We start from the raw sequence: 25492 nt of genomic DNA, 5'->3' as shown, positions 1-25492 counted from the left end.
TTTATAGCTGTTTATAAGTTATGTTAACGGCGTATTGTCATATCGGAAACATTTGATACCCCTCTTAGCGAACAGGTTTTAGTACCTTGCTGTTAACAAATGAGTGACCAGGCACTATTATAAAAACGAATGCGAGTAAAAGGTTTAGTTTATCTGCTGCTGTTCTTCATGCTTTCCTCTTTTGATGGGCCCTCCATTAAAAGTTATAAAAAGCTTGATGACGGCGTGGTGATCGAATTGCAAAAGGAAAAGAGTGGTGACCCGCTGTACTTAAAGCTACAGGTCGTGTCGGACGATATCATTCATGTGTCGTCTACCCCGATCAACTCCTTTGCCGGAGATCCCAGTTTGATGGTGATCAAAGAGGGGAAGAAGACGAAGGGCTGGACTGTTGCGGAAAATAAGGACGGGCTTGTGCTGGAAACGAAATCGCTGCAGGCACGCGTATCTGCCAACACCGGCGAGGTAACTTTCTTGGACAAGGCCGGCAACGTGATTCTGCAGGAGAGCAATGGGGGCTATCAAACCTTTAAGCCTGTCACGTTTGGCAAGGAGAAGGGCTATGCCCTGCAGAAGAAGTTTAAGGCAGCCCAGGACGAAGCCTTTTATGGCCTGGGGCAGCACCAGACGGGCCAGATGAATTACCGGGGTTCGCAGGTAGACCTGACGCAGTACAACTCGGTTGCCGTGGTTCCTTTCCTGGTATCCAGCAAGAACTACGGTATCCTGTGGGACAACAATTCCATCACTAAGTTTGGTGACGTACGGCAGGCCCAACCCTTAAGCGCTTTCAAGCTGTATTCAAAAGATAAGAAACCGGGTGGCCTCACGGCTACCTATGTGTCGGACAAGAAGGCGGGAAAAGCACCGATCGTGCGCCAGGAGTCGGAGATAGACTACGAGTTTTTGAGTTCGCTGAAGCAGTTGCCGGAAGGCTACTCCCTGGAGGGCGGTAAAGTAACCTGGGAGGGTTACCTGGAGAGTGATACCAGCGGGGTGCACCGCTTCCGGATGCCGGCCTCGGGCTATACCAAAGTATGGATTGATGGGGAATTGCTGCTGGATAAGTGGCGCGAAGCCTGGAACCCCGGCCTTTCTGTTTTCTCCAAGGAACTAAAGAAAGGGCAAAAGCACCCGATCAAGATCGAGTGGGACCCGGATGGCAGCCAGTCCTTTATTTCGCTGCGCTTCCTGACGCCACAATCTAAGGCGGAACAGGATAAGTTCGCCTTTGCCTCGGAGGCAGGCGATAAACTGGACTACTACTTTGTGAACGGCAAGAACATGGACGAGGTGATCAGCGGCTATCGTGAATTGACAGGTAATGCGCAGATCATGCCCAAGTGGGCCATGGGCTTCTGGCAGAGCCGGGAGCGCTACAAAACCCAACAGGAGATCCTCGACATTGTAGCGGAGTACCGCAAGCGCGACATTCCGCTGGACAACATCGTGCTGGACTGGTCTTACTGGAAAGAGGACCAGTGGGGTAGCCAGGAGTTTGACGAAACCCGTTTCCCGGATCCTGCCGGCATGATCGACCAGCTGCATAACAAGTACAACACGCACTTCATGATCTCAGTGTGGCCGAAGTTTTACGAGGGCATCGAGAACTACAAACTTTTCGACGAGAAAGGCCTGCTGTACAAGCAAAACATCCAGAACCGAGAGCGCGACTGGATCGGCAAGGGCTATGTGTCTACCTTTTACGACGCCTTTAACCCGGAAGGGCAGGAGCTGTTCTGGGAGCTGCTGGATAAGAAGCTATATAAGCTAGGTGTAGACGCCTGGTGGCTGGATGCAACAGAGCCGGATATCTTGTCGAACGCTTCTATCGAGCACCGTAAGTCGTTGATGAACCCTACTTATTTAGGATCGGCAGACGAGTATTTCAACGCCTATTCCCTGATGAATGCGAAAGGTATTTACGAAGGACAGCGCGAGACAAACCCGAACGACCGGGTGTTCATCCTGACCCGCTCTGCCTTCGGTGGCCTGCAGCGCTACGGGGCGGCCACTTGGAGTGGGGATATCTCAGCCCGCTTTGATGAGCTGAAGCGCCAGATTCCCGCCGGACTGAACTTCTCTGTCTCCGGCTTGCCGTATTGGACAACAGACATCGGGGGCTTCTTTGTGGAAGACAAGTACGATCGTCCGGATCCAAAAGGCGAAGCCCTGGAAGAGTGGCGGGAGCTGAATACCCGCTGGCACCAGTACGGCGCTTTCACGCCGCTGTACCGCTCTCACGGCCAGTACCCTTACCGCGAAGTATTTAACATCGCCCCGGAAGACCACAAGGCTTACCAGTCCATTGTGTATTACAACAAGCTGCGCTACCGGCTGATGCCATACCTCTACTCGCTGGCGGGCCACGTGTACCATAAGGACTATACCATCATGCGCCCACTGGTGATGGACTTCGCGCAGGACAAGAACGTGCTGAACATTGGCGACCAGTTCATGTTCGGGCCAAGCTTGCTGATAAACCCGGTAACGGACTACAAGGCGACGAAAAGAAACCTGTACCTGCCAGCCAATACCGGGTGGTATAACCTCTATACCGGGGCTTACCAGTCAGGCGGAAAGCAGATCGTAGCAGATGCGCCTTATGAGCAGATGCCAATTTTTGTAAAAGAAGGGGCTATCCTGCCATTTGGCCCGGAGATAGAATACACCACCGAGAAGCCAGCCGACGAAATTACCCTTTACGTGTATGGCGGAAAGGATGCTAGCTTTGACCTCTACGAGGATGAGAACACGAACTACAACTACGAGAAAGGCAAGTTTGCTTCCATCCCGATTAGCTATAACGAAGCATCCAGAACGCTGACCATTGGCCAGCAGCAAGGCGAGTTTGAGGGCATGCTGCAGAACAGGACCTTTAACGTGTTGTATGTGCGCCCAGACAAGCCAAGAGCGCTGCAGCTGGATGCCAAGCCAGACAAAGTGATTTCTTATAGTGGAAAAGCAACCTCTGTAAAGCTGTAGGAGCCAAGGCACGCCCTGACGAGTAAGTTCAAGTGAAAGGATTAATTATGTTTATATTAAGGTGAGTTTAGCTTGGTTGGAGGAAGGTATGTTGCCTTTCTCCAACTTCTTTTCGTGCTAACTAACCCTAGACATATGGCGTATCGCAACAATGCCGGAGGGGAGAAGTTCTTCTTAAACGGTAAATCGTTGGAGAGCCAAAAAGGCAGGGGGCTGCATGTGATATGGCATGTATACAAGCCGGGGACGGGAACCTTGAAAGCCATTTCCAGGATAAACGGATAGCAGGCGCTCACTAAAGAGAGCAGAACAGCGGGTAAACGAGCCAGAATCGAGCTGGGGACAGGCAGGAGCACGATTGACACAGGTGACAAAACCTGCCCTTTGTAACGGTAAAGATTGTAGACAAGGGCAGCCGCTTAATGCCACGAGCAGGCAGCAGGTCAAACCTGAAGATAAGCAGGAAATCCTTTATAGCTGGGGGTAAATGGTCTGCAGCCCTGCCAGCAGTCATTTAGAATGATTCCCTGCAGGGCTTTCAGAGGTATTTGGTCATAACCATCTTGCAGGCTCAGAAAGAGGTGGGCGAAGTGATGTTAACGCCGATTTCTGAGAGACTTAGTCTTGTCATTGTTACGATTAGCCTCGAAAAGTAGCAAAAAAACAGAGGATTGAAAGCAGGTATTCTTATCTTAAGGGTTTCAAGAAGCCACTTAGTGGGTACACACTAACTTGAGTAGGAAGTGCATGAACTTTTACGAACTGCCGGATGGCAACAGGACCTTGAGCTGGTGCCGCCTCCTAATTGGACAAAAAGCCCGGCGATACACTATATCCTTCATGCCCAGTGATTTTAGGGCATGGCACCTGCTAAACATGAAACAGATGAGAGTAGGCAATAACAGCTGGAGGGCGAAACCATATGACGAGAGTATCGGTCATGCCGGGAATCTTTCTTCAACTTCTACCTGCAACCGCTAACTGGCTGGTAGGAAGATGCATCGTATCTGAAACAACGAGAATTTATTATAAAAGATTATGGCTAGACCACGATTATTGTCTTTTAACCGGCTCATGGCTTTCAGTGCTATGCTGTCGTCGCTGGCCCTGGGGAGCACAGCTCTGGGGCAAACAAGAAAGTTGGGGCTGGAGGACCTATCGGCCTTTCAAAACCCAGGCAAGAGCTGGCAAGTGGTAGGCGATGTGCAGGCAGAATTGGGCAAGGAGAACAAGCTACAGACAGAACCGGGGAAGGGCGTATTGGTGAACCTGCCGAAGCGCAAGGGGGCAGGCAAGGACCTGTACACGGCTTTCGAGCACGGCGATGCAGACATAGAGCTGGACTACATGATGGCTCCTGGGGCTAATTCCGGCGTCTACCTGCAAGGGCTGTACGAGGTGCAGTTGGAGGACAGCTGGGGCAAGACAGACCTGTCGGCAGCCAGCAACGGCGGTGTGTACGAACGCTGGGACAGCTCCCGCCCCAGGGGGCAGGAAGGCTACCAGGGGCATGCTCCACGCCAGAATGCAGGCCGGGCACCGGGCTTATGGCAACACCTGAAAATATCTTTCCAGGCACCTCGCTTTGATGCGCAGGGCAACAAAGTGGAAAACGCTAAGATACTGCGCGCCGAACTCAATGGCGTGACCATACACGAGAACGTTGAGCTCTTTGGTCCTACACGAGGGGCCGACAGTGAGAAAGAGGTAGCCAAAGGGCCGCTGCGCCTGCAAGGCGACCATGGTGCGGTGGCCTTCCGTAACGTGACTGTGACGGAATATAAGACTCCCCAACCAGAGTTAGAGAACCTGCATTATGCCATTTACCCGGGTAGATTTGATGCTGAGCCCAATTATGCGAACCTGAAGCCAGAGAGCGAGGGGGCATCTGCCACCCTAAACGCGAACCTGGGCACGGAGGCCAGGCAGTATTTGCTGCGCTATACCGGCACCATGCTGGTGAAAGAGCCGGGAGAGTATACCTTTCACCTCACCACTCCTGGAGGAGGAGGCCTGGTAAAAGTGAACGGCAAGGAGGTGATGCCGATGAACTACTGGAACAGCACCGGTTCTGTGAAGCTGCCTGCCGGGAAGGTACCCGTAGAGGTGATTTATGCCAAGCAGATGGACTGGGCCAAGCCAGCCATGACGCTGCAGGTATCAGGGCCTGCTTTGCGTGAGTTCCTGATCAGTGACAAAGAAGCCCAACTGGCTGACGTGACAGACCCGATCTTAGTGGATCCGAAGGAACGGCCTGTGTTGCGCAGCTTTATTGATCTGCCCGGTGATCATCGTGTAACACATGCCGTATCGGTGGGCAGCCCCGAGCAGCTGCACTATACCTACGACATGGACAACGGAGCACTTGTGCAGTTGTGGCGCGGTGCCTTCCTCGATGCTACCCCTATGTGGCATGAGCGGGGAGATGGCTCATCGCGGGCTACAGGCTCGGTACAGCTCTTCGGTAAGCCGGCGCCGGTCCTGGCCAGGCTCTCTTCCGAGCAGCAGGCCTGGGTAACAGATACAACAGGGACCTCTTACCGGCAGAAAGGCTATAGGCTGAATCAGAGGAACGAGCCTACCTTTAAGTACCAGCTGTATGGCTCAAATGTGCAGGATGCCATCAGCCTGTTAGAAAACGGGAAGGGTATTCAGCGCCAGATCAGCGTGGACCAGCCCGCAGCCAACCTGTATGCGCGTCTGGCAGACGGGAACGAGATCGAGGAAGTATCGAAAGGGACTTACCTGGTGGATGGGAAGGCCTACTATATTCGCTTGGATGAGGCCGGAGGGGCGAAACCACTGGTGCGGAACATTGGAGGCAGGCAAGAGCTGATCGTGCCTGTACGCAACAGGTTGGTTTACTCTATTCTGTACTAAGCGCTGTAAATTAAAAGACAAGAATCATGAGCAATAGCAATAGAGGCAAAAAAATAGTCGGAGGTTTGCTCTTAGCGGCAGGCCTGCTTTTCAGTGCCAAACAGCAGGCACAGGCACAGGAGTCGCCGATGGAGGAGGATTTCTTCAAGATCATGCGCGTAAGCTCACCGGAGGGGACGCTGCTGGAAGTAGGCGGTCTGACGGTGCTTCCGAATGGTAACTTAGGTGTGTCTACCCGCAGAGGCGATATCTTTATCGTAGAGAACCCCACCTCGGCGCGCCCCTACTTCCGTAAGTTCGCTTCAGGTCTGCACGAAGTGCTGGGCCTGGCCTACAAGGACGGGGCGCTGTATGCGGCCCAGCGGGGCGAACTAACGAAACTAACGGATACCGATAACGATGGCAAGGCCGATGAGTTTGAAACCGTTTACGCCTGGCCCTTGTCAGGAAACTACCATGAGTACAGCTTTGGCCCTAAGATAGCACCGGATGGCTCTTTCTTCGTGTCGGCCAACCTGGGTTTTCCGGACCCCTGGTGGCATGCCAAGAGCCTCGTGCCGATGCGGGGCTGGATTATGCGGATCACGGAGGACGGTAAGATGGAACCCTGGGCCACAGGCATGCGCTCACCAGCCGGTTTGGGCATGGTGGACGGAGAACTGTTTTACGCCGAGAACCAGGGGGACTGGGTAGGATCGGGCGGTATCTGGCACGTGAAGAAAGGTGCATTTACCGTGCACCCGGCCGGACTACGCTGGGCCGACAGAGCAGACTCCCCGGTAAACATGAGGCAGGAACAGGTATTTGCCAAGATCGACAAACGTGAGGAGTTCGATGCCAGCGGACAGCCGGTGAAGCCGGAAAACAAGCAAAACGGGGACTTCGTGACCATGCACCAGATGAAGAAGGAGTTCCCCGGTCTACAGACACCTGCCGTTTGGTTGCCGCATGGCATCCTGGGCATCTCCAACTCCGAGATCGTGGCGATACCGGAAGGGAACTTTGGCCCCTTTGGAGGGCAGCTACTGGTAGGTGACCAGGGGCAGAGCAAGATCATGCGGATAGCCCTGGAGAAAGTGAACGACGAGTACCAGGGGGTAGCCTTTGATTTCCGGAGCGGGTTCCAGTCAGGCGTGCTCCGCATGGCCTGGGCACCGGACGGCTCTCTGTTTGTGGGGGAGACCAACCGTGGCTGGGGATCGGCAGGCGAAGCCAATGAAGGCTTACAGCGCCTGGTGTGGAACAGCAAGGTGCCATTTGAAATGCGCACTGTGAAAGCCATGCCAGACGGTTTCGAGATAGAGTTTACCAAGCCAGTGGACAGGAAATCGGCAGAGGACCTCGCTTCCTATGGCGTAGACAGCTACACCTATAAATATCACGCAGTATACGGTAGTCCGCCCGTGAACATGGAGAAGCTTCCTGTAAAGGGGGTAAAAGTATCGGAGGACGGCATGAAAGCGCGCCTTGTGGTAGACAACCTGCGGGAGGGCTATATCCATGTGGTGCGCCTTGACGGGGTGCGGGCAAAAGACAACTACTATCAGCTCGTGCATCCGGTAGGGTACTACACCTTGAACAACATCCCGCAGGGCCAGAAGCTGAGCCTGAGCGAGGCGAGCACCCGCAATTCAGCTGTGCAGGCCCAGAAGTCAGCTGCCAAGCCCGCTTCAAAAGCGCGGGCTAAAGCTGTCACCACGGCAAAGGTGGCGCCGGCGAAGGCGGTGGCAGCCAGGCAGGAGGCTCTGGATTACGAAAAAGACATCAAGCCCCTGCTGGCCAAGAATACCTGCACGGCCTGTCATAACCCTGACAAGAAACAGGTAGGCCCGGCCTTCAGAGAGGTGGCCAAGCGCAATTACACCAACCAGCAGATCGTCGAGCTCATCCACGAGCCAAAGCCTGAGAACTGGCCCGACTACGCCACGCCTATGCCGCCCATGCCGCAGGTGCCCAAGGACGAGGCCCTCAAGATAGCCGCCTGGATAAACTCACTCAAATAAGCTTTATTTGCTAAGCAACAGAACGTCTAAAGCCCCTGTTTCTTTAATTTGAGTCAGAAGCAGGATAGAAACCAAGAACTATGACACATAACCTTCAAGACATGAACCCTATGAGAAAATCTGTTTTCGCAGCCCTTGCCCTGGGGCTGCTCTCTTACGCCAGCGCCTCAGCCCAGACAAAGCAGGTGCCCCAGCCACCTAAGATGGTGCCGGAGATGACCGAGTTTTGGGAGCCTGAGGTGCGTGTGATCACGCCGGGCACGGTAAACAGCGCCGCCCCCTCGGATGCGATCGTGCTCTTCGACGGCAAAGACCTCTCGCAGTGGAAAGCCAAGAACGGCGGAGGAGAGGCCCCGTGGCCTGTGCAGAACGGCGTCTTTACCGTAGGTAAGGGGGACATCTCTACCAAAAAGGACTTCCAGGACTTCCAGCTGCACCTGGAGTGGAGCGCGCCCGACCAGGTAAAGGGCGAGAGCCAGGGAAGGGGCAACAGCGGCGTGTTTTTGCAGGACCGCTACGAGGTGCAGGTGCTCGACAACTACCAGAACCGCACCTACTCCAACGGGCAGGCGGGCAGCGTCTACAAGCAGACCCCGCCGCTGGTGAACGCCATGCGCAAGCCCTCAGAGTGGAACACCTACGACATCATCTACACGGCTCCACGCTTTAAGGAGGACGGCTCCCTGTTCACCCCTGCCCGCGTGACTGTGCTTCACAACGGCGTGGTGGTGCAGAACGACACCGAGCTGAAAGGACCGACAGAGTACATCGGCCTGCCCCAGTACAAGGCCCACGGCAAGGCCCCGATCACCCTGCAGGACCACGGCAACCCCGTGCAGTTCAGAAATATCTGGATCAGAGAATTATAGCACAGGCTACCGGGAGGGCTACAGGCTAGCCCTCCCGGTAGTTTTATACAAGAATCTACGGAGGAAATTATCTTAACAGAATTGAAAAGACTCGTTACCCTTGTTCTCGTGTTCGGGCTTGTGCTGCTTCACACGTTTCATGTTTTTGCGCAGGCGACAGTGAAAGTAGCCTGTGTGGGGAACAGCATCACAGAAGGAGCAGGGTTGGAAACAACTTACCCGGAGGCACTGCAAGCACTGTTAGGAGATGCCTACGAAGTGCGCAACTACGGTGTCAGTGGCCGTACACTCCTGAAGAAAGGAGATTTTCCTTACTGGAAGGAAGCAAAATACCAGGAGGCGTTGGCCTGGAACCCGGATATTGTGGTAATTAAGTTAGGTACAAACGATTCAAAACCCCAGAACTGGATCTACTCAGAAGATTTTGTGAAGGACTATGTCAAACTCGTGAAGTCTTTTAAAAAGCTGCCTGCTAAGCCGGAGGTGTTCTTAGCCTATCCGATCCCTGTTTTCGAAGACAAATGGGGGATTAACGAGGCGATCGTAAAGAATCAGGTGATACCGGCTGTGAAAAAGATTGCACGGAAGGCAAATGTTAAAACCATCGATCTATATACCCCCTTTACTGGGCAGGCAGGCCTAACATACGACGGGGTTCATCCCAATGAGGAAGGAGCTGCCCTCCTGGCTAAAGAGGTGTACCAGGAGCTCGTGGCAAACGAGGCAGCTTCTGTTAAGTAAACTGAAAAAGGTAAAAGAGTGCTATAGCGCTTCTAACTACTAGCCTGCCCACCTGCCCTGTAATAGCAGGTAAACCCTAAACTCTGTTCCCTTATTAAGGCCTGGATAAAAGTATTCTTAACACAAGCTATACATATGCTCTGCGGTGACGGAACAAGGTGAAAGCAGGCAGTGAAAGTGCTTAGAGCGAGCACAGAGAGAAGCTTGGAATACAATGACAGACCTATAAGCGTACGCTTATTTTTAGTAGCGTTAAGCTTTACGGTAACAGTATTTGGGCAGGGAAACAGTAAGGATGAGGTTTTTAACAAAGAAGTGGACTTTAGCAGAGAAACCTACCAGGTGCGTGATGTATGGGCGAAGAAGAGCAAGGGCACAACCAAGAAAGCCTTTAAAGCCACTATCCCGGCTTAGGATGCCGTGATGTTAAAACTAACAAACCGCAACACGAGTGCTACGTGGTATCATTCGGTAAAGCTTGTACAAGTTCTCTGGGTGTTAGTTAGTAAGTAGCTACTTCCTCCAGAGAGAACTGCCGAAAGGTTATCCTTGCTTCTTTTTTGTGAAAGAAAGAGCCTTAGGAGGTCGGCTTTTCTGGAGGGCAAGCACATAAATTAGGTTTAAATAACCTTGCAAAAAGAGCAAAGAGGGCCAAGAAGATAGTTCATGGCCCTTTTTGTTGGCTACGATCTCTTAAAAAATTTTACCTTCCGTAAGACCGCTTTTTTCGCAGTAGATGAGCCTGCTGTAGGCCGGTTTTTCCAACTTAGTTTATTGGATATATCTAATTAAGCACTAGTAAGTACTTACTAACTGAGACGAGGGCTTAGGGTGAGTGCTGCGCTGCTCTTTCGTTTGATAATAGGTGATTTAGTAGTAATGGTGTGGGAAGTACTCACAAACCGAAAGGGCCATTACGCCTGATTTGCTCTTAAGTTATAGATATTAAGCTAATATTAGGGTATGTTTTGTTAACAAGGCTTGTGTGCTGGCTGCTTCCAAGAACAGAAAAAGGGCACTGAGATCATGGCCTATGTGGTTTAAATGGCCGTTGAAAAGCACTTTTTTGCGTGTTAACAGGTAGTTCACACATTGGAAACATTTGATACCCCCCGTAAATTTTTCTCTTCCTTACATTAGATATAAGAAGTTCTGCTCCACTGCCAGGCCCTAAAGCATTTATGCTCCTGGCGCTAACTATTGGTGGTGTAGAATTAGTTGGATAAAAGTAAGAAGTGAACAGGATAACATCACCTGTATGGTGCGTAAAAGAGATGCCGGAATACAGGGTTTTGATGTTTAAACTGTAAAAAGAATATTTTTAGTATAAGGAATTAAAGTAGAATTTGCGCGGTTTACGCCCAACACAAGCAAAGCCTAAAGCTGTCGATCATCAGTTTTGGGGGAGGTAGGGGTCAGAAAGAACAAGCCAGAGTCGCAAATAAATTTAGCCAAGTGAAAATTTTATCTGTTTAAAACTAATTAGCATATGGAAGTAAACCCTTGTCGAGTGAATGATAACTTAATCTGTAAAAGCTTGATCTTTTAATTCAAAAACAAACCTTCTCAAATACACATTATGATGAAAAACATGTACTTACGCAGGGTAGACCTTTTGGCGGGCTCTGTTGGTAAATCGTCCAATGCTTGGAGGATGGTCCCAGTGCTACTGGCGATCTTCTTTCTTCATGCCTTTGTGGGGCTTGCCCAGACAACTAAAGCCGTAACTGGTAAAGTTACGACCGCGGGGAGTGATGTGGGCCTTCCGGGGGTAAACGTTGTGGTAAAAGGTACTTCGAACGGTACCGTAACAAACGGAAGCGGTGAGTTTACCTTACAAGTTCCTGAAGATGCCGTGCTCGTTGTGTCCTTTGTTGGCTTTAAAACCCAGGAAGTAAAGGTAGGCGGCCGATCGCAGGTAAATGTTAACCTGGCTGAAGATGACGAGCTTCTGAGCGAAGTCGTAATCACAGGTTACGGTGAAGTTAGAAAAAGCGAAGTAACAGGAGCGCAGACGACCATCGGTACAGAGGCCATCGAGAAAACGGTGAACACAACCATCGAGCAGGCGATACAGGGTAGAGCGGCCGGTGTATACGTAACACAGAACACAGGTGCTCCAGGTGGTGGTATCTCTGTGAACATCCGAGGTATTAACTCGATTGGAGGCACAAATGAGCCGCTTTATGTAATTGATGGGGTACAGATCCCTGGTTCAGTTTCTCCTTCTGGATCTAACCCGCTTTCCACATTGAACCCTTCTGATATCGAAAGCATGGAGATCCTGCAGGGACCTTCTGCTACAGCGCTTTATGGTTCAAGAGCGACCAACGGTGTGGTTCTGATCACAACCAAACGTGGTAAGTCTGGTGAGGTACGTGTAAACTACAGCTACCTGCACAGTATTCAGACTGCTCCTGAAAGACTGGAAGTAATGAACCTGCGCCAGTATGCGCAAATGGATAATGAGTACAAAGCGATTGCAGGTGGCAATGTTCGGGAAGACTTTTTAGATCCATCCTTATTAGGAGACGGTACTGACTGGCAGGGAGAGCTCTTCCAAAGTGCTCCTATGAACAAGCACCAGGTGAGCGTAAGCGGAGGTAGCGAAAAAACTACTTATTACCTATCAGGTGAGTATTTAGAGCAGGCTGGTATTGCATTGGGCTCAGGCTTTGACCGTTATTCTGTTCGTTTGAACCTGGATAACCAAGCTAAAAAATGGCTGACGATCAAAGGTAACTTTAGCTATGCGCAGACAAACGAAAGCTTGTCAACCACGCAGTCTGACATCATTACGAGAGCTATCCAGTTGGCTCCTCACATTCCGGTGAGAAACCTGGATGGAACATATGGTGGTGGTATCGTAACCGCGACCAGCACAGGCGAGCAGTTTTCGCCGCCAAACCCGATTGGTCTTGCTAACTTAACTCAAAACGACTTCACAAGAAGGCAGCTTTTGGGTGGTTTAACTGTAGGAGCTGAGATCATGGAAGGTTTAGACTTCAGTACTTCGGTAAATGGTCGTGTTGAGTTTGCTAATGGTACTTACTTCCTGCCAACTTATAAGTTCGGTTACCAGCAGAACACAGTAGCCGTGTTGAACAACACCGATAACCTGAACACTTATTGGAACTGGAGCCAAATGTTGCAGTACAGAAAGCAGTTCGGAAAGCACAGCATCAATGTCATGGCAACGCATGAATCGCAGGAGTCTTTCTGGAGACGCCTGTACGGTGAGCGACGCGGCTTCCAGACAAATGATGTGATTGACCTGGAAGCAGGTGACATCCTGACAAGTGTGGCCAGCGGTGGTCACGGTGACTGGGCCATGGAGTCTTACTTAGGCAGGGTCATTTACAACTTCGGTGACCGCTACATTTTAACAGGTGCTATCCGTGCGGACGGCTCTGTTAACTTCGGTCCAGAAAACAGATGGGGTTACTTCCCTTCTCTGTCAGCTGCCTGGCGAGTATCTGAGGAAGAGTTCTTTAATGTAGGCTTTGTGAATGACCTGAGACTGCGTTATGAAATTGGTCTGACAGGTAACCAAGGTGGTAGCGGTGCTATCTACGGTACACTTGCTCCTGGTCCAACGCCTTGGGGTACCGGCTTCATCGCCAACAGATATCCAAACCCTAACTTCCAGTGGGAAGAGACAAAGACAAGCAACTTCGGTATTAATCTGGGTATGTTTGAAAACAGAGTACAGTTAGAAGCTGACTACTACATCAAAGACACAGACAACCTGATCCTGCAAAGCTCCCTGCCTTGGTACATGGGTACAAACGGTAACGGTGCCATTCAGGCCCCTACTGTTAACATTGGTTCCCTACAAAACAAAGGATGGAGTGTTACTTTAAACACGGTTAACATTGACAACGGAAGCTTTGTGTGGCAGTCGAACTTTAACATCTCGCACTTTAAGACGGAGGTGAAGAGCTTGACTTCTGAAACCAGCCAGATAGACAAAGTTAACTGGTGGTTGAACAACTGGACTCAGCGAACTGTAGTGGGCCAGGCACCATGGTTGTTCTATGGCTACATCGAGGAAGGCATTTTCCAGTCAAGAGAGGAGCTGGAGAACAGCGCCCTGCCAGCCGACAACAATGGTGTTGAGTTCCCTATCGCGGAGAACAGCATCTGGGTGGGTGACGTGAAGTACAAGGACATCAACGGCGACGGTATTATTACTGGAGAGGACCAAACCTTTATTGGTAACCCTTACCCAAAATACTATGCCGGTTTCACCAACAGCTTCTCTTACAAAGGCTTTGACCTGAGCGTTCTGATTACAAGTACTTATGGCAACGACATTTATAACTATCTGCGCAACGAGAACACGAATCCGAACAACATTAACCTGGGTCGTAACTTGTTCGTTGGCGCGTTTGATTATGCTAAAGTAGAGGTGGATGCAGAAGGAAATCCTTACCTGTTAAATCCAAATACTACAGTGGCCAGAATGTCAGGCGGTAACAAGAACAACAACTTCCAGCGTCACACCGACAAGTACGTAGAGGATGGATCATTTGTAAGACTTAAGAACGTAACCCTGACGTATCGTCTGCCTTCTACCGTGCTTGAGAAGCTGAAATACATAAAAGGAGCAAACATAGGCGTGAGCGCACAGAACGTTTACACCCTTACGGGCTACTCCGGATATGACCCAGAAGTTGGTTCTTATGTAGGTGCAAATGCAAGCGCAGGAAATGCCGCTATTGGTGTAGACTATGGCCGCTACCCACTAACACCGGTTTATTCCTTTAACGTTGGTATTGATTTTTAATTAAAGACAAAGAGCAAGATGAAAAATAGATTCTTATATATAGGTGGGCTCATGGCATTGTCCGTTTTCTCGGGCTGTGAGAAGGAATTCCTGGAAAGGCCACCACAAGATACACTGGTGGATGCCAACTTCTTTAAAACCAATGAGCAGGTATTGGCAGCTACAGCTCCCCTTTACAGTGTGGTTTGGAAGGATTACGTGGATAAGGCTTCCTGGGCCTTAGGTGACTTAAGAGCCGGAACTACTTACAGGGCCTGGGGCTATAGAGATGACGTGTTGTTTAACACAACAGAAGTTTCTACTTCAAACAGTGAAGCCTATCGTACGTTCTGGATCGTGGTTGGGCAGGCCAACACACTCATTCAGAACATAAACCGCTACGCAGGGCCACAAGTGACGGAGGATATTAAGAAGCATGCCCTTGCCGAAGCAAGATTTATGCGCGCCACGGCGTATTCTTACCTGGTAATGAATTACGGTCCGATCCCGATCATCGAAAATAACCTGGAGAAGCTGAGCGACCCACAAGTGAAGCGGAACACTGTGGAGAGCGTTTGGGAGTTTATCACGCGGGATTATCTGTATGCGGCTGAGAACCTTCCGGCAAATGCTGTAGCACCAGGTAGAATTTCAAAATGGTCTGCTGAGGGCATGCTCGCCAGAACGTACCTGACCAGAGCCGGTGTAGGTGGTTCCATAAATCAGGAATACCTGAACAAGGCAAAGGAATATGCAGAGAGAGTAATCACGATGAGCGGGCATACCCTGCTTCCGGATTACGCTGACCTTTTCAGATATCCTTATGATAACAACGTTGAGTCCCTGTTCGAGCAGCAGTGGGTGTTCACTACAAACTATGGCTACGCGAACACCATGGTTTCGCAGATCACCTACAGCAATGATATCGCCAACGGTGATGGCTGGGGTGGTGACCTTAGTGCTTCCTGGTGGCAGTTGAGCCTTTACGATGGCCTGTTTGAAGATGGTTTCACGAATGACGAGCGTCTGAAAGCGACCTACATGCTGCCAGGCTTCCACTATCCTGAAATTACGCAGACAGTGAGAGACGCAAATGGTAAGGAGTCAGAGCAGGAGTTAATCTTCCCGGCACCAGCGGCAGATGCCGAGAACAGCTTTGCTAACATTAAAAAGTACGTTGTTGGTAAGGCCAAGGACTTGGACGGGCAGGCAATGTCGCAGCGCTACCCGAACGATACGTACATGTTGCGTTTAGCAGAAATGTACCTGATCTACGCTGACGCAGTTTTAGGCGGCAGTGAGTCTACAAATGATGCCAAAGCGTTGGAGTATGTAAACGTTATCCGTCAAAGAGCCGGTGTACCTCCTCTTGAAGGGCCGCTAACCTGGCGAGACGTATTTGAGGAGCGCATGAAAGAGTTTGCCATGGAAGGCTTGGCATGGTACGACCTGGTACGGATCCATTATTTTGCCCCTCAAAGAGCCTACGATATCATCAACAGCCAGGACCGGGGGATGTTCGTTGTTAAGCCAAACCGCATGCCAAACCCTACTTCCTGGACTTTCGCAAAGACAGAATGGTTTGAAGAGCGTACAGCTACTGCCAATTCAGGTAACTTCTTACTTCCAATTCCTGCAGCAGAATCGAGCCAGGCGCCATGGCTGAGAGATGAGCCAGTGCCTTACGAGTTTGGGGAATAACCTTGATGTTATAAATAAACAAAAGAACGTGTATATGAAATTTAGATATAAATCACTGCTGTTTCTCTTCCTCGCTTTTGTGATGGCAGGGGTATTTACAGGCTGTTCGGACGACGATGAGAACGGGCCGAACGGTGGTAAGCCAATGATTAGTTATGTAAGGGTTACAAGACCTGAAGCCTCAGACTCGCTTGTTACGAAAGCAGGCCAGGGAAGTATGATTGCTATTGTAGGACAAAACCTGAAGGATGCCCGTCAGATCTGGTTTAATGACCAGCAGGGAACCCTTTCGCCTACCTTTATCACAAATACTTCTATCATTACCAGAGTGCCCACTAATATCCCGACGGATATCACAAACCAGATGAAGATCGTTTTTGCAAACGGTGATTCTTTGGTTCATGATTTTACAGTGGATATCAGTGAGCCAGTGATCACAGGAATGCTGAGCGAATATGTGAACACAGGCGGTACTGCTACCATTCTGGGCAATTATTTCTACAAGCCGCTGAAAGTAACCTTTACGGGTGGTGTAGAAGGAGAGGTCGTTTCTGTATCAGATGATGCACAGAGGGTAGAAGTAAAAGTGCCAGAGGGAGCAGAACCAGGACCAATTACTGTTACCACTAACTTTGGTGAGACGGTATCTGATTTTTGGTTCCGCGATAACAGAAATATCATCGCCAGCTTTGACATACCACTTGCTACAGGAGTATGGCACGGTCCAAACTACATCAAGGCGGATGATCCTGCAATCTCAAACATCAACGGGAAATTTATCCGAATCAACCGTGAGCTTGGGGCCTGGGCATGGTTTGAGATGTATGTTGGCGAGGCAAGTGGAGACATCGCTAAAGAAACGAAGAACGTTCCGGCAGCAGCTCTTGCCAATCCATCAGAATATGTGCTGAAGTTCGAGATCAATACGCTGGCTCCGCTGACTGGTGCTGAGATCAAAATGTACATGGGGGCTAATATGCCAGGTGAAAGAGGTACTTTTAGCTACACTTGGAAGCCAAACGTGGACACAAAAGGCAACTGGGAAACAGTAAGCATTCCGTTTGATGAGTTCTACAAAGCCAACAAGGAGTTTGCCTATAACCCGAATGGTTATGGTGTGTCATTCCACTTCAGCGGTCCGCTTGCCGTTAATGCGAACTTCGCGATCGACAACATGCGAGTAGTGCCAAAAGCAGAATAAATCATTAATTCTTATAAAAGATATAAGTATGAAAAATTTCTATAACACAAGGCTGCTCTTGCTCTTATGCCTGCTGCTGTCGTTCACCGTCATAACCTCATGCGACGATGATGATGACGTTGATCCAAATGCAGGACAGGTGCAGTTGTTAAGCTTTGGCCCTACCGGTGTGCAGCACGGGCAAGAGATACGGTTCATTGGTCGTAACTTAAAGCAAGTGGAGGCGATTGAGTTTGAAGGTGCAACAGTTGCTAAAGCTGACTTCATCGAACAAACTTCAGAACTGATCAGGCTGATGGTGCCTGAGGAGACCATGGAAGGATTGGTAACACTAAAGCTTGCTAAAGGCGAGGATGTGGTGTCCAAGACAAGACTAAGCTTTGAGGTTCCGATCACCATTGCTACGGTAACGGAGGAAGCAAGACCGGGTTCGAACATTACCATTACAGGTACTAAGTTAAACTGGGTTGAAGGAGTAGTCTTTGAAAAAGATACGGTAGAGGAGTTTGTTAGCCAGTCAGCAACTGAGTTAGTGCTGCAGGTGCCAACAACGGCGAAGACTGGTAAACTGCTTGTAATTGGGGGCGGTACAGAACCTGCTTTTGTAGAAACAGAGAATGAGCTGATTGTTACTTTACCCAAGGCAGCAACTTTAGCTCCGGCTTCTATAAAGACAGGACAGAACCTGACCATTACAGGTACAGACCTGGACCTGGTAAAGAGCGTTCTTTTTGCCGGAGTTGGCGAAGCGAAGGTGACTGAGTTTGTAAAGCAGACGGCAACAGAGCTTGTGGTGGCTGTACCGGCAAATGCTAAGACTGGCAAGCTAAAACTTGTAGCAAACTCTGATGTAGAGGTAGAAACTACACAGGAACTGGCTGTTGTTTTACCTGCGGTTACTGCTTTAACTCCAAATGCTATCAAGCATGGCCAGAACTTAACTATCACAGGTACCAACCTTGACTTTGTAAAAGAAATCAAGTTTAAAGGGGTAGGCGAAGCGAAGGTGAGCGAGTTTGTAAGCCAGTCTGCAGATCGCATTGTGGTAACTGTGCCGGACAATGCCTCGAAGGGAACCTTAACCATCGTGGCGAAGTCTGGTGTGGAGACTGCTACTACGCAGGAGTTGACAATCGTTCTTCCTGCTATCACAACAGTTTCTCCTAGTCTAGTTGATCCAGGCCAGAATCTGACACTAAACGGAACAAACCTTGATCTTGTAAAGAGCATTGAGTTCCCGGGTGGTACAGTGGTTACCAACTTTGTTAGCCAGACTCCTACGCGCATTGTTGTAAAGGTTCCGATGAACGCCAAGAAGGGCGCTTTGAAGCTCGTAACACACAAGAACTATGCGATGGAGACCACTGCCATGGTTACAATTGTACTACCGGTTCTAGCAAGTGTAACACCAGAGCCAGTGATAGCGGGTAATTTCCTAACATTGACTGGTACTGAACTTGATCTGGTAAAATCAGTCGTTTTCCACGGAGGCGCAACAGTGTCTAATTTTGCAGCGCAGAATAATACCCAAATTGTGTTAAGAGTTCCTGCTAGTGCACAAACAGGGCTTCTCAAGTTGATCACGCAGTCTAATTTCGAGGTAACTACAGATAAGCGTGCAACAATCGGTACAGCAGCACCAAACATCTCTACTTACATTTATAATGAAGCGCTTGCTGAGGGATGGCAGAAGTGGAATGGTTGGGGAGCTCCAACGCAGGATGTGGCAAATACAGAGCAGGTTAGCCGAGGTGACAAAGCCATCAAGATTGTTTACGATGATGCTTATGGAGCATTCCAGCTGCACCCAACTAATCCTAACGTTTTGGCCGGCAACACGCACATTGTACTGTATGTACGAGGGGGTTCTCAAGACAGCCGAGTAGCCATTGCGGCTAAGAAGTCAGATGACTCGTTCTCTGCTGATGCGGCTTTCGATGTAAAAGCGGGAGAGTGGAAGCTTGTTGAAGTTCCAATCAGTGCATTGGGAGATGTTTCAGGAGGCATCAAAGAGTTCTATATTAAGAACTTCGGATCTAACCCTAACACTATCTATGTAGATGATCTTGGTCTTCGTTAAGAAGTGCTAAGTTTAAATTTAAAAAGGAAGAGCAGCAACGCTCTTCCTTTTTTATGTAACATACATGAGAAAGCAGAGACCTTGCTAGCAGAATTTTTTTGCTGCCTTCCTGTACTGCTTCGAACACTATTCATACATGACACTCTCATAAAAACAACCTCTTAATGATCCAAACTTTTACAAAGCTTTGCCTCATACTCCTCCCTTTACTGTTCTCTTTAGAAGTATCCGGGCAGAAGTACGAGGCTGAAAACGCCACGCTTAGCGGAGGGGCTTCTAAAATAGCCTGCTCCGGTTGCTCCGGAGGGAGCGCCGTGGCACAGGGGGAAGGGAGCATCACCTTTCCTGTAACCCTGGCAGCAGAGGGCTTTTATAACATTTATATAAGAGCGGCCGCACCAAACGGAGACAAGATCAACAGGTTCGAAATTAATGGGAATACCTTAGATTTCTCATTTAAACAAAACAAACAGTACACCACGCTGCAGCTCGTAAGAGCGCAAAAGCTGGCAGCAGGCCAACACCAGGTAAAAATTACCAAGTCGTGGGGGTGGATTGACATAGATTACATAGAATTCGAAAAAGTAGCTGGCTCGGACAGGTTCGATCTCAACCAAACCCTTGTCACACCAAATCCTACGCAAGAGGCAACAGCGCTTTATAACTTCTTGCTAGACAATTACGGGGATAAGATTATTGCCGGGGCCATGACGCTGGAGAGCTTTGATGAAGCAAACTGGCTAAAAGAAAACACCGGCATAGAACCTGCTTTATTGGGCATAGACTTTATGCACAGTGGCCGGAACTATACCTGGTACAACGACAAAACACCTATTCATGACGCTAAAACCTGGTATAGCCGTAACGGGATCCCAGCCCTGATGTGGCACTGGCGGGATCCCTCCCGCCAAACGGAGGAATTCTATACCAGGAACAGTTCTAAACCAAATGGCACTGCTTTCGACATAACCAAAATAGCTGATCCAAACTCTGCAGAATACCAGGCGATGCTGGCTGACATTGATTACATCGCCGGACTGTTAAAAGAACTGCAGGAGCAGAATGTGCCGGTAATCTGGAGACCCCTGCACGAAGCGGCAGGCGGCTGGTTCTGGTGGGGAGCAAAAGGACCAGCACCCCTTAAAGCCTTATGGCACCTGATGTATGACCGGATGGTTAACCACCATGGCCTGCGTAACCTGATCTGGGTGTGGACGAGGGAGCCGAACGATGATGCCTGGTATCCCGGTGACGCCTATGTGGACATTGTTGGCCGCGACATATACAAAGACGGGGACCATGGATCACAAACGCTGGAGTTCAGCGACATGAACAACCGGTATGGTGGCAAAAAGATGTTGACTTTAAGCGAGGTGGGCTCCTTTCCGGACGTGGAGAACCTGGTGCGGGATGAGGCTGCCTGGTCCTGGTTCATGCCCTGGTACGGCGCTTACACCCGCGATAGCAAATACAACTCTCTGGACCTTTGGAAAAAGATGCTGGGGCACGAATATGTCATTACCCTGGATGAGATGCCTGAGCTAAGCAGGTACGAAAGGCAGGACCAGGTTGAGGAACCATCTGAACCGACCGGCTTGTGGGACAAGCAAAAGGAGAAAGCATCCTTTATCGCCTATCCAACTTTAGTGGAGAGTACCCTCACAATTAACAGTATACGCAGAATTGATTTGGTTGCTGTATACAACACGCAGGGAAAGCTAGTGAGGCAGCAGAAAGTTGGGGCAAACGCAGCAACAGTTTCTTTGGCAGGCTTAGTGCCAGGCCTGTACCTAGTGAAAACGAACCAAAAGGGAGCTGCCGTGCAGGTAGTAAAGAAGTAAGCGAGGTACTGTTTTATCATAAAGCTTTAAAGTAAAAGTAGAGGAGCATCAAACAGAGCTTGTATCTTTCCTTTACACACACACATCATAGGATATGAAACACCTTTATAGTCTTCTACTCTTCCTGTGCCTGGCTCTCTTATTACTACCTGTGCTGTCGAGAGCACAAGAGCAGGAGTCTTATCAGTGGAAGAACGTGTCAATACAGGGAGGCGGCTTTGTGACAGGGGTAGTTTTTAGCCCAACAGAGAAAGACCTGCTGTATGCCAGAACAGACGTTGGGGGAGCTTATCGCTGGGATGCGACCAACAAGCAGTGGGTACCTTTAACAGACCATTTAGGTAGAGGGGAAGAGAACCTGACCGGGGCTCTGAGCCTGGCAACAGACCCTACAGACCCGGACAAAGTCTATGTTGCGGCTGGGCTTTATACACAGTCCTGGGCAGGCACAGGAGCCATCCTAACCTCCTCTGACAGAGGAAACACCTGGACGAAAACAAGTCTTCCGATAAAACTGGGGGGTAATGAGAACGGTCGTTCTGCCGGGGAACGCTTGCAGGTAGACCCTAATGCAGGGAACATTTTGTACCTGGGCTCAAGCACGGATGGGCTCTGGAAAAGCACAGATCATGCTGCCAACTGGAGTAAGGTAAACAGTTTTCCTGTCGCAAACAGTCCTGTAGGTTCAGGCGGTATTGCCTTTGTTCTGTTTGATAAGGGGAGCGGAGTGGTTGGGAGTGCCACGCAAACCCTGTATGCCGGGGTGCTGCAAAAAGGAACAAACCTATACAAGAGCACAGATGGCGGGGTAACATGGGAGGCCGTACCCGGGCAACCAACTTCTCTTATGCCGCACCAGGCTGCCTTGGCAGCAGACGGTACCCTCTACCTGACTTATGCAGATGCTGCCGGCCCGAATGGCGCAACAGCAGGAGCAGTAAAGAAATTTAATACGAATACAAACCAATGGACAGACATAAGTCCGCCCACAGGACAGGGGGGATACGCAGGGCTCTCGTTGGATGCCCAAAATCCTGGAACTATCCTGGTGTCTACACTGGATCGATGGTGGCCACGCGATGAGGTCTACCGAAGTACTGATGGAGGAGAAACCTGGAAAGCGCTCTTAAGCGCTGCTACCTGGGATCACACCCTGGCCCCTTACGCTACGGCCTCCAGTCCGCATTGGATTGGGGATGTGGAAATAGATCCTTTTAACCCCGACAACGCCTGGTTTATTACCGGTTATGGCGTGTACAACAGTCAAAATTTAAGGGCGGCGGATACAGGCAAGCCGACCCAGTGGATTTTTCAGAACAAAGGACTGGAGGAGACGGTGCCGCTAGACCTGATCAGTCCGCCCAGTGGTGCCCCCTTGCTCAGTGCCTTAGGGGACATAGACGGCTTTAAGCATGACAACCTGGAGGTGTCTCCGGCAGCAGGGCGCCTGGAACCAAGGTACGGAACCAACACTAGCATCGACTTTGCAGAGAAGCTGCCCTCCTTTATGGCGAGGACCTATAACAGTGCCGAAGGGAAGTACGGAGCTTACTCGATCAATGGCGGAATAACCTGGGTCCCTTTCAAAAGTTATCCAGCAGGAGCCACGGGGGGAGGGAAAATTGCTGTTTCAGCAGATGGAGCTACCCTTGTTTGGGCCCCTGATGGGCTTGCTAGTCTGTATTATTCCAGAAACAAAGGCAGCAGTTGGGCAAGCGTTACGGGCATAGGCAAACGGGGCTTGCGACCTGTGGCAGATCGGGTAAATGCCCAGAAGTTCTATGTTTACGACTGGGATGGGGGAAAGGTAATGCTCAGCACAGATGGGGGAGCCTCTTTTACCCAAGCCTATACGGATTTGTCTTCCGTGCCCGACTGGCAGGCAGGGGCGGCCGCTGTAGCAGCCGTTTGGGGCCTTGAAGGAGAACTGTGGCTGACGCACCCGGCTGAAGGGCTGTACCGCTCCACAGATTCAGGAAGAAGCTTTGTAAGGCAAACGAAGGTGCAGGAAGCCGTCAAGGTAGGTTTTGGAAAGGCAGCCGCAGGGGCAACTTATCCCGCTGTATTCATAGCCGGAAAAGTAGGGGAGGCGACAGGCTTTTTTCGTTCAGATGATGCCGGTGCTACCTGGCTGCAACTGAATGATGCGCAGCATCAGTTTGGTGGCGTGAATGATATAACAGGGGACCCACGGGTATTCGGGAGGCTCTACATTGCTACTTCAGGAAGAGGTATTGTATATGGGGCCAGAGTAGACTGTAACGGAACAGCCGACGGCACAGCCTATGTAGATGACTGCAACACCTGTGTGGGGGGCACAACTGGCCGAACAGACTGTACCGTGACAGCCATCGCACCCGAAAAGGGGTTAAAGTTGAGCTATACCCCTAATCCTTTCAAGGAGTCTCTCAATATAACAGCAGATTTTGCCTTCGAGTACCGCGTGGTGAATATACTGGGTGTACAGGTGGAAGCCGGGAAGAGCAGTGGTACCTGCACACTAGGTAAAAAGCTGAAGCCAGGCGTCTATACACTCGTCATCTGGGCAAAGGACAGAAGCAGGTCCATAAGAATTATCAAGTACTAAGGGTACCGGGCTGTGAGAAGCAAAGATTAGCTGTTTCAGGCATTGCCAGTTACCCGAATTATTATGTAGCTTTAAGATGGCTTTACCTTTCAAGCGCTTTGTCCCTGTACCCATTTGAGTGTTTGGTATATCGCAACAATTTGTAAAAAATATGCAAAGGAGAATTTATTTCTCTTTCATGTTGTTGAGGGGCAATGCGTTAAACAATGTTTTGGCGGTAAGCCTCTGTTAAAGAGAACCATAGCCTGCTAATGTATAACAGGTGATGGCAAAGACGAGCCTTTTTTAGAAATAAACAAGCATGCAGTTTTCCAGACTGAACAACCTCCTGCCCTTAGTCGCAACCCTTACCGTTTTCCTGTCCGGTTGCCAGAGTAGCCCTGCCAACGAAGGAAGCCTGACAAACCTTTCGGAGCAAGAGGTACCGGCAGAAACCCTTTTTAAGCTGTTGCCATCCGAGAAGACAGGGATCGACTTCAACAACGTATTGCAGGAGAACCCTTATGGGAACATCCTCATGTACCAGTATTTCTACAATGGGGGCGGCGTTGCTGTTGGCGACCTGAACAATGACGGGCTGCAGGATATTTACTTTTCCGGCAACATGGTGGGCAACCGCCTGTACCTGAACAAGGGGAACATGCAGTTCGAGGACATCACCCTGCCTGCTGGGGTGGCTGGCAGACCGAACAACTGGAAAACAGGTGTGTCTATGGCCGACGTAAACGGGGATGGCCTACTGGACCTGTACCTCTGCTATTCCGGAAACATGCCCCCCGAGGCCCGGACCAATCAGCTTTTCATAAACCAGGGACCGGATACAAAAGGTATTCCCGTGTTCGTGGACCGGGCGCAGGAGTACGGTTTGGCCGACGCCTCCTTTAGCACCAATGCTACGTTCTTTGATTATGACCGGGATAATGACCTCGACATGTTCCTGCTGAATCATAATCCTACGGTGTTCAATAACCTGGACGATACGAGCATAAAAGAGATCCAGAAGAAAACCCAGCCAGAAATGCGGGTAAAGCTCTTCCGGAATGATGGCGGCAAATTCCTAGACGTGTCTGATAAAGCTGGTTTGGCTGGCTCGGCCTTCACGTATGGCTTGGGTGCTGGGGTCGCGGATATCAACCAGGACGGCTGGGCCGATATTTATGTGTCAAACGACTATTCAGCACCAGACTACCTCTACATCAACAACGGCGACGGCACCTTCACCGACAAGATCAAGCAAAGCATCGGGAGCATTTCTCTGTACTCCATGGGCAATGATGTGGCCGACATTAATAATGATGGCTTGCTGGATGTGTACACGCTGGACATGCTGCCTGAAGAGAACAGACGGCAGAAGCTGTTATTCTCGCCCGACAACTACGAGTACTTTGACATTTTTGTAAGAGCCGGCTTTAACCCGCAGTACATGCGCAACATGTTGCATGTGAACAACGGGGATGGTACTTTCAGCGAGGTAGGGCAGCTGGCAGGAATCTCAAATACCGACTGGAGCTGGGCGCCTTTGTTTGCCGACTTTGACAACGATGGCTGGAAAGACCTGTACGTGAGCAACGGCTTCCTGCGGGACTTCACGAACCTGGACTTCATTAAATACAGGAGCTCTTTTTTCCAACGTGTGGGAGGGAAGATAGACCAGCGGGGGATACTTGACCTGGTTAACAAGATCCCGTCATCGAACGTGACCAACTACATTTACAGGAACAACGGCGACCTTTCCTTCAGCAACCAACAGAAAGCCTGGGGCATGGATGTCCCCTCCAACAGCAACGGGGCCGCGTACGCCGACCTGGACAACGACGGAGACCTGGACCTGGTGGT

The 25492-nt window shown here is 50.2% G+C and carries 14 protein-coding genes; all 14 read left to right on the top strand.

The annotated features are described in order from the left end of the window. Positions 1-129 precede the first annotated feature (129 nt). The gene (locus CHB92_RS14320; protein WP_089319914.1) at positions 130-2985 is read left to right on the top strand and encodes a TIM-barrel domain-containing protein; all 2856 of its coding nucleotides are present in this window, start codon (positions 130-132) and stop codon (positions 2983-2985) included. Positions 2986-3120: 135 nt separating this feature from the next. Further along, on the top strand, positions 3121-3270 hold the full coding sequence (locus CHB92_RS25860) for a DUF4982 domain-containing protein (protein ID WP_179223050.1): 150 nt from the start codon (positions 3121-3123) through the stop codon (positions 3268-3270). A 753-nt stretch (positions 3271-4023) separates the two neighbouring features. Then, on the top strand, positions 4024-5865 hold the full coding sequence (locus CHB92_RS14310) for a family 16 glycoside hydrolase (RefSeq protein WP_144266313.1): 1842 nt from the start codon (positions 4024-4026) through the stop codon (positions 5863-5865). Positions 5866-5891: 26 nt separating this feature from the next. Next, complete coding sequence (locus CHB92_RS14305; RefSeq protein ID WP_089319911.1) at positions 5892-7868, top strand: c-type cytochrome; 1977 nt, start codon at positions 5892-5894, stop codon at positions 7866-7868. Between the two features lie 110 nt (positions 7869-7978). Next, complete coding sequence (locus CHB92_RS14300) at positions 7979-8737, top strand: 3-keto-disaccharide hydrolase (RefSeq protein WP_089320034.1); 759 nt, start codon at positions 7979-7981, stop codon at positions 8735-8737. A gap of 81 nt (positions 8738-8818) precedes the next feature. Continuing rightward, complete coding sequence (locus CHB92_RS14295) at positions 8819-9478, top strand: GDSL-type esterase/lipase family protein (protein WP_245842593.1); 660 nt, start codon at positions 8819-8821, stop codon at positions 9476-9478. A gap of 204 nt (positions 9479-9682) precedes the next feature. Continuing rightward, the gene (locus CHB92_RS14290) at positions 9683-9892 is read left to right on the top strand and encodes a hypothetical protein (RefSeq protein WP_106219130.1); all 210 of its coding nucleotides are present in this window, start codon (positions 9683-9685) and stop codon (positions 9890-9892) included. Between the two features lie 1177 nt (positions 9893-11069). Then, positions 11070-14267, top strand: a complete 3198-nt coding sequence (locus CHB92_RS14285; protein ID WP_245842591.1) for a SusC/RagA family TonB-linked outer membrane protein — start codon at positions 11070-11072, stop codon at positions 14265-14267. Between the two features lie 51 nt (positions 14268-14318). Beyond that, positions 14319-15947 (top strand): RagB/SusD family nutrient uptake outer membrane protein, encoded by a 1629-nt coding sequence (locus CHB92_RS14280; RefSeq protein WP_179223049.1) that lies wholly within the window; start codon positions 14319-14321, stop codon positions 15945-15947. A 34-nt stretch (positions 15948-15981) separates the two neighbouring features. Beyond that, the gene (locus tag CHB92_RS14275; RefSeq protein WP_089319906.1) at positions 15982-17148 is read left to right on the top strand and encodes a glycan-binding surface protein; all 1167 of its coding nucleotides are present in this window, start codon (positions 15982-15984) and stop codon (positions 17146-17148) included. 28 nt (positions 17149-17176) lie between these two features. Then, positions 17177-19228, top strand: coding sequence for an IPT/TIG domain-containing protein (locus CHB92_RS14270; protein WP_089319905.1), 2052 nt, complete (start codon positions 17177-17179; stop codon positions 19226-19228). Between the two features lie 164 nt (positions 19229-19392). Next, positions 19393-21069: a glycosyl hydrolase gene (locus tag CHB92_RS14265; protein ID WP_089319904.1), complete on the top strand. Its 1677-nt coding sequence runs from the start codon at positions 19393-19395 to the stop codon at positions 21067-21069. Between the two features lie 94 nt (positions 21070-21163). After that, positions 21164-23656 (top strand): hypothetical protein, encoded by a 2493-nt coding sequence (locus CHB92_RS14260; protein ID WP_089319903.1) that lies wholly within the window; start codon positions 21164-21166, stop codon positions 23654-23656. Between the two features lie 301 nt (positions 23657-23957). Continuing rightward, positions 23958-25492 (top strand): FG-GAP repeat domain-containing protein (locus tag CHB92_RS14255; RefSeq protein ID WP_144266312.1); only part of this gene is annotated, 1535 nt, incomplete at its 3' end.

It is taken from the genome of Pontibacter ummariensis (genome assembly GCF_900188175.1).
GTDB lineage: Bacteria > Bacteroidota > Bacteroidia > Cytophagales > Hymenobacteraceae > Pontibacter > Pontibacter ummariensis.
Note: the sequence above shows the minus strand (reverse complement) of the source record. Positions and strands in the feature narration are given on the sequence as shown.

Coding starts and splice junctions, on each gene's coding strand:
- CHB92_RS14260 (WP_089319903.1), top strand. CDS start 21,164: ATGAAACACCTTTATAGTCTTCTACTCTTCCTGTGCCTGGCTCTCTTA.
- CHB92_RS14310 (WP_144266313.1), top strand. CDS start 4,024: ATGGCTAGACCACGATTATTGTCTTTTAACCGGCTCATGGCTTTCAGT.
- CHB92_RS14300 (WP_089320034.1), top strand. CDS start 7,979: ATGAGAAAATCTGTTTTCGCAGCCCTTGCCCTGGGGCTGCTCTCTTAC.
- CHB92_RS14320 (WP_089319914.1), top strand. CDS start 130: ATGCGAGTAAAAGGTTTAGTTTATCTGCTGCTGTTCTTCATGCTTTCC.
- CHB92_RS14270 (WP_089319905.1), top strand. CDS start 17,177: ATGAAAAATTTCTATAACACAAGGCTGCTCTTGCTCTTATGCCTGCTG.
- CHB92_RS14305 (WP_089319911.1), top strand. CDS start 5,892: ATGAGCAATAGCAATAGAGGCAAAAAAATAGTCGGAGGTTTGCTCTTA.
- CHB92_RS14285 (WP_245842591.1), top strand. CDS start 11,070: ATGTACTTACGCAGGGTAGACCTTTTGGCGGGCTCTGTTGGTAAATCG.
- CHB92_RS14275 (WP_089319906.1), top strand. CDS start 15,982: ATGAAATTTAGATATAAATCACTGCTGTTTCTCTTCCTCGCTTTTGTG.
- CHB92_RS25860 (WP_179223050.1), top strand. CDS start 3,121: ATGGCGTATCGCAACAATGCCGGAGGGGAGAAGTTCTTCTTAAACGGT.
- CHB92_RS14280 (WP_179223049.1), top strand. CDS start 14,319: ATGGCATTGTCCGTTTTCTCGGGCTGTGAGAAGGAATTCCTGGAAAGG.
- CHB92_RS14265 (WP_089319904.1), top strand. CDS start 19,393: ATGATCCAAACTTTTACAAAGCTTTGCCTCATACTCCTCCCTTTACTG.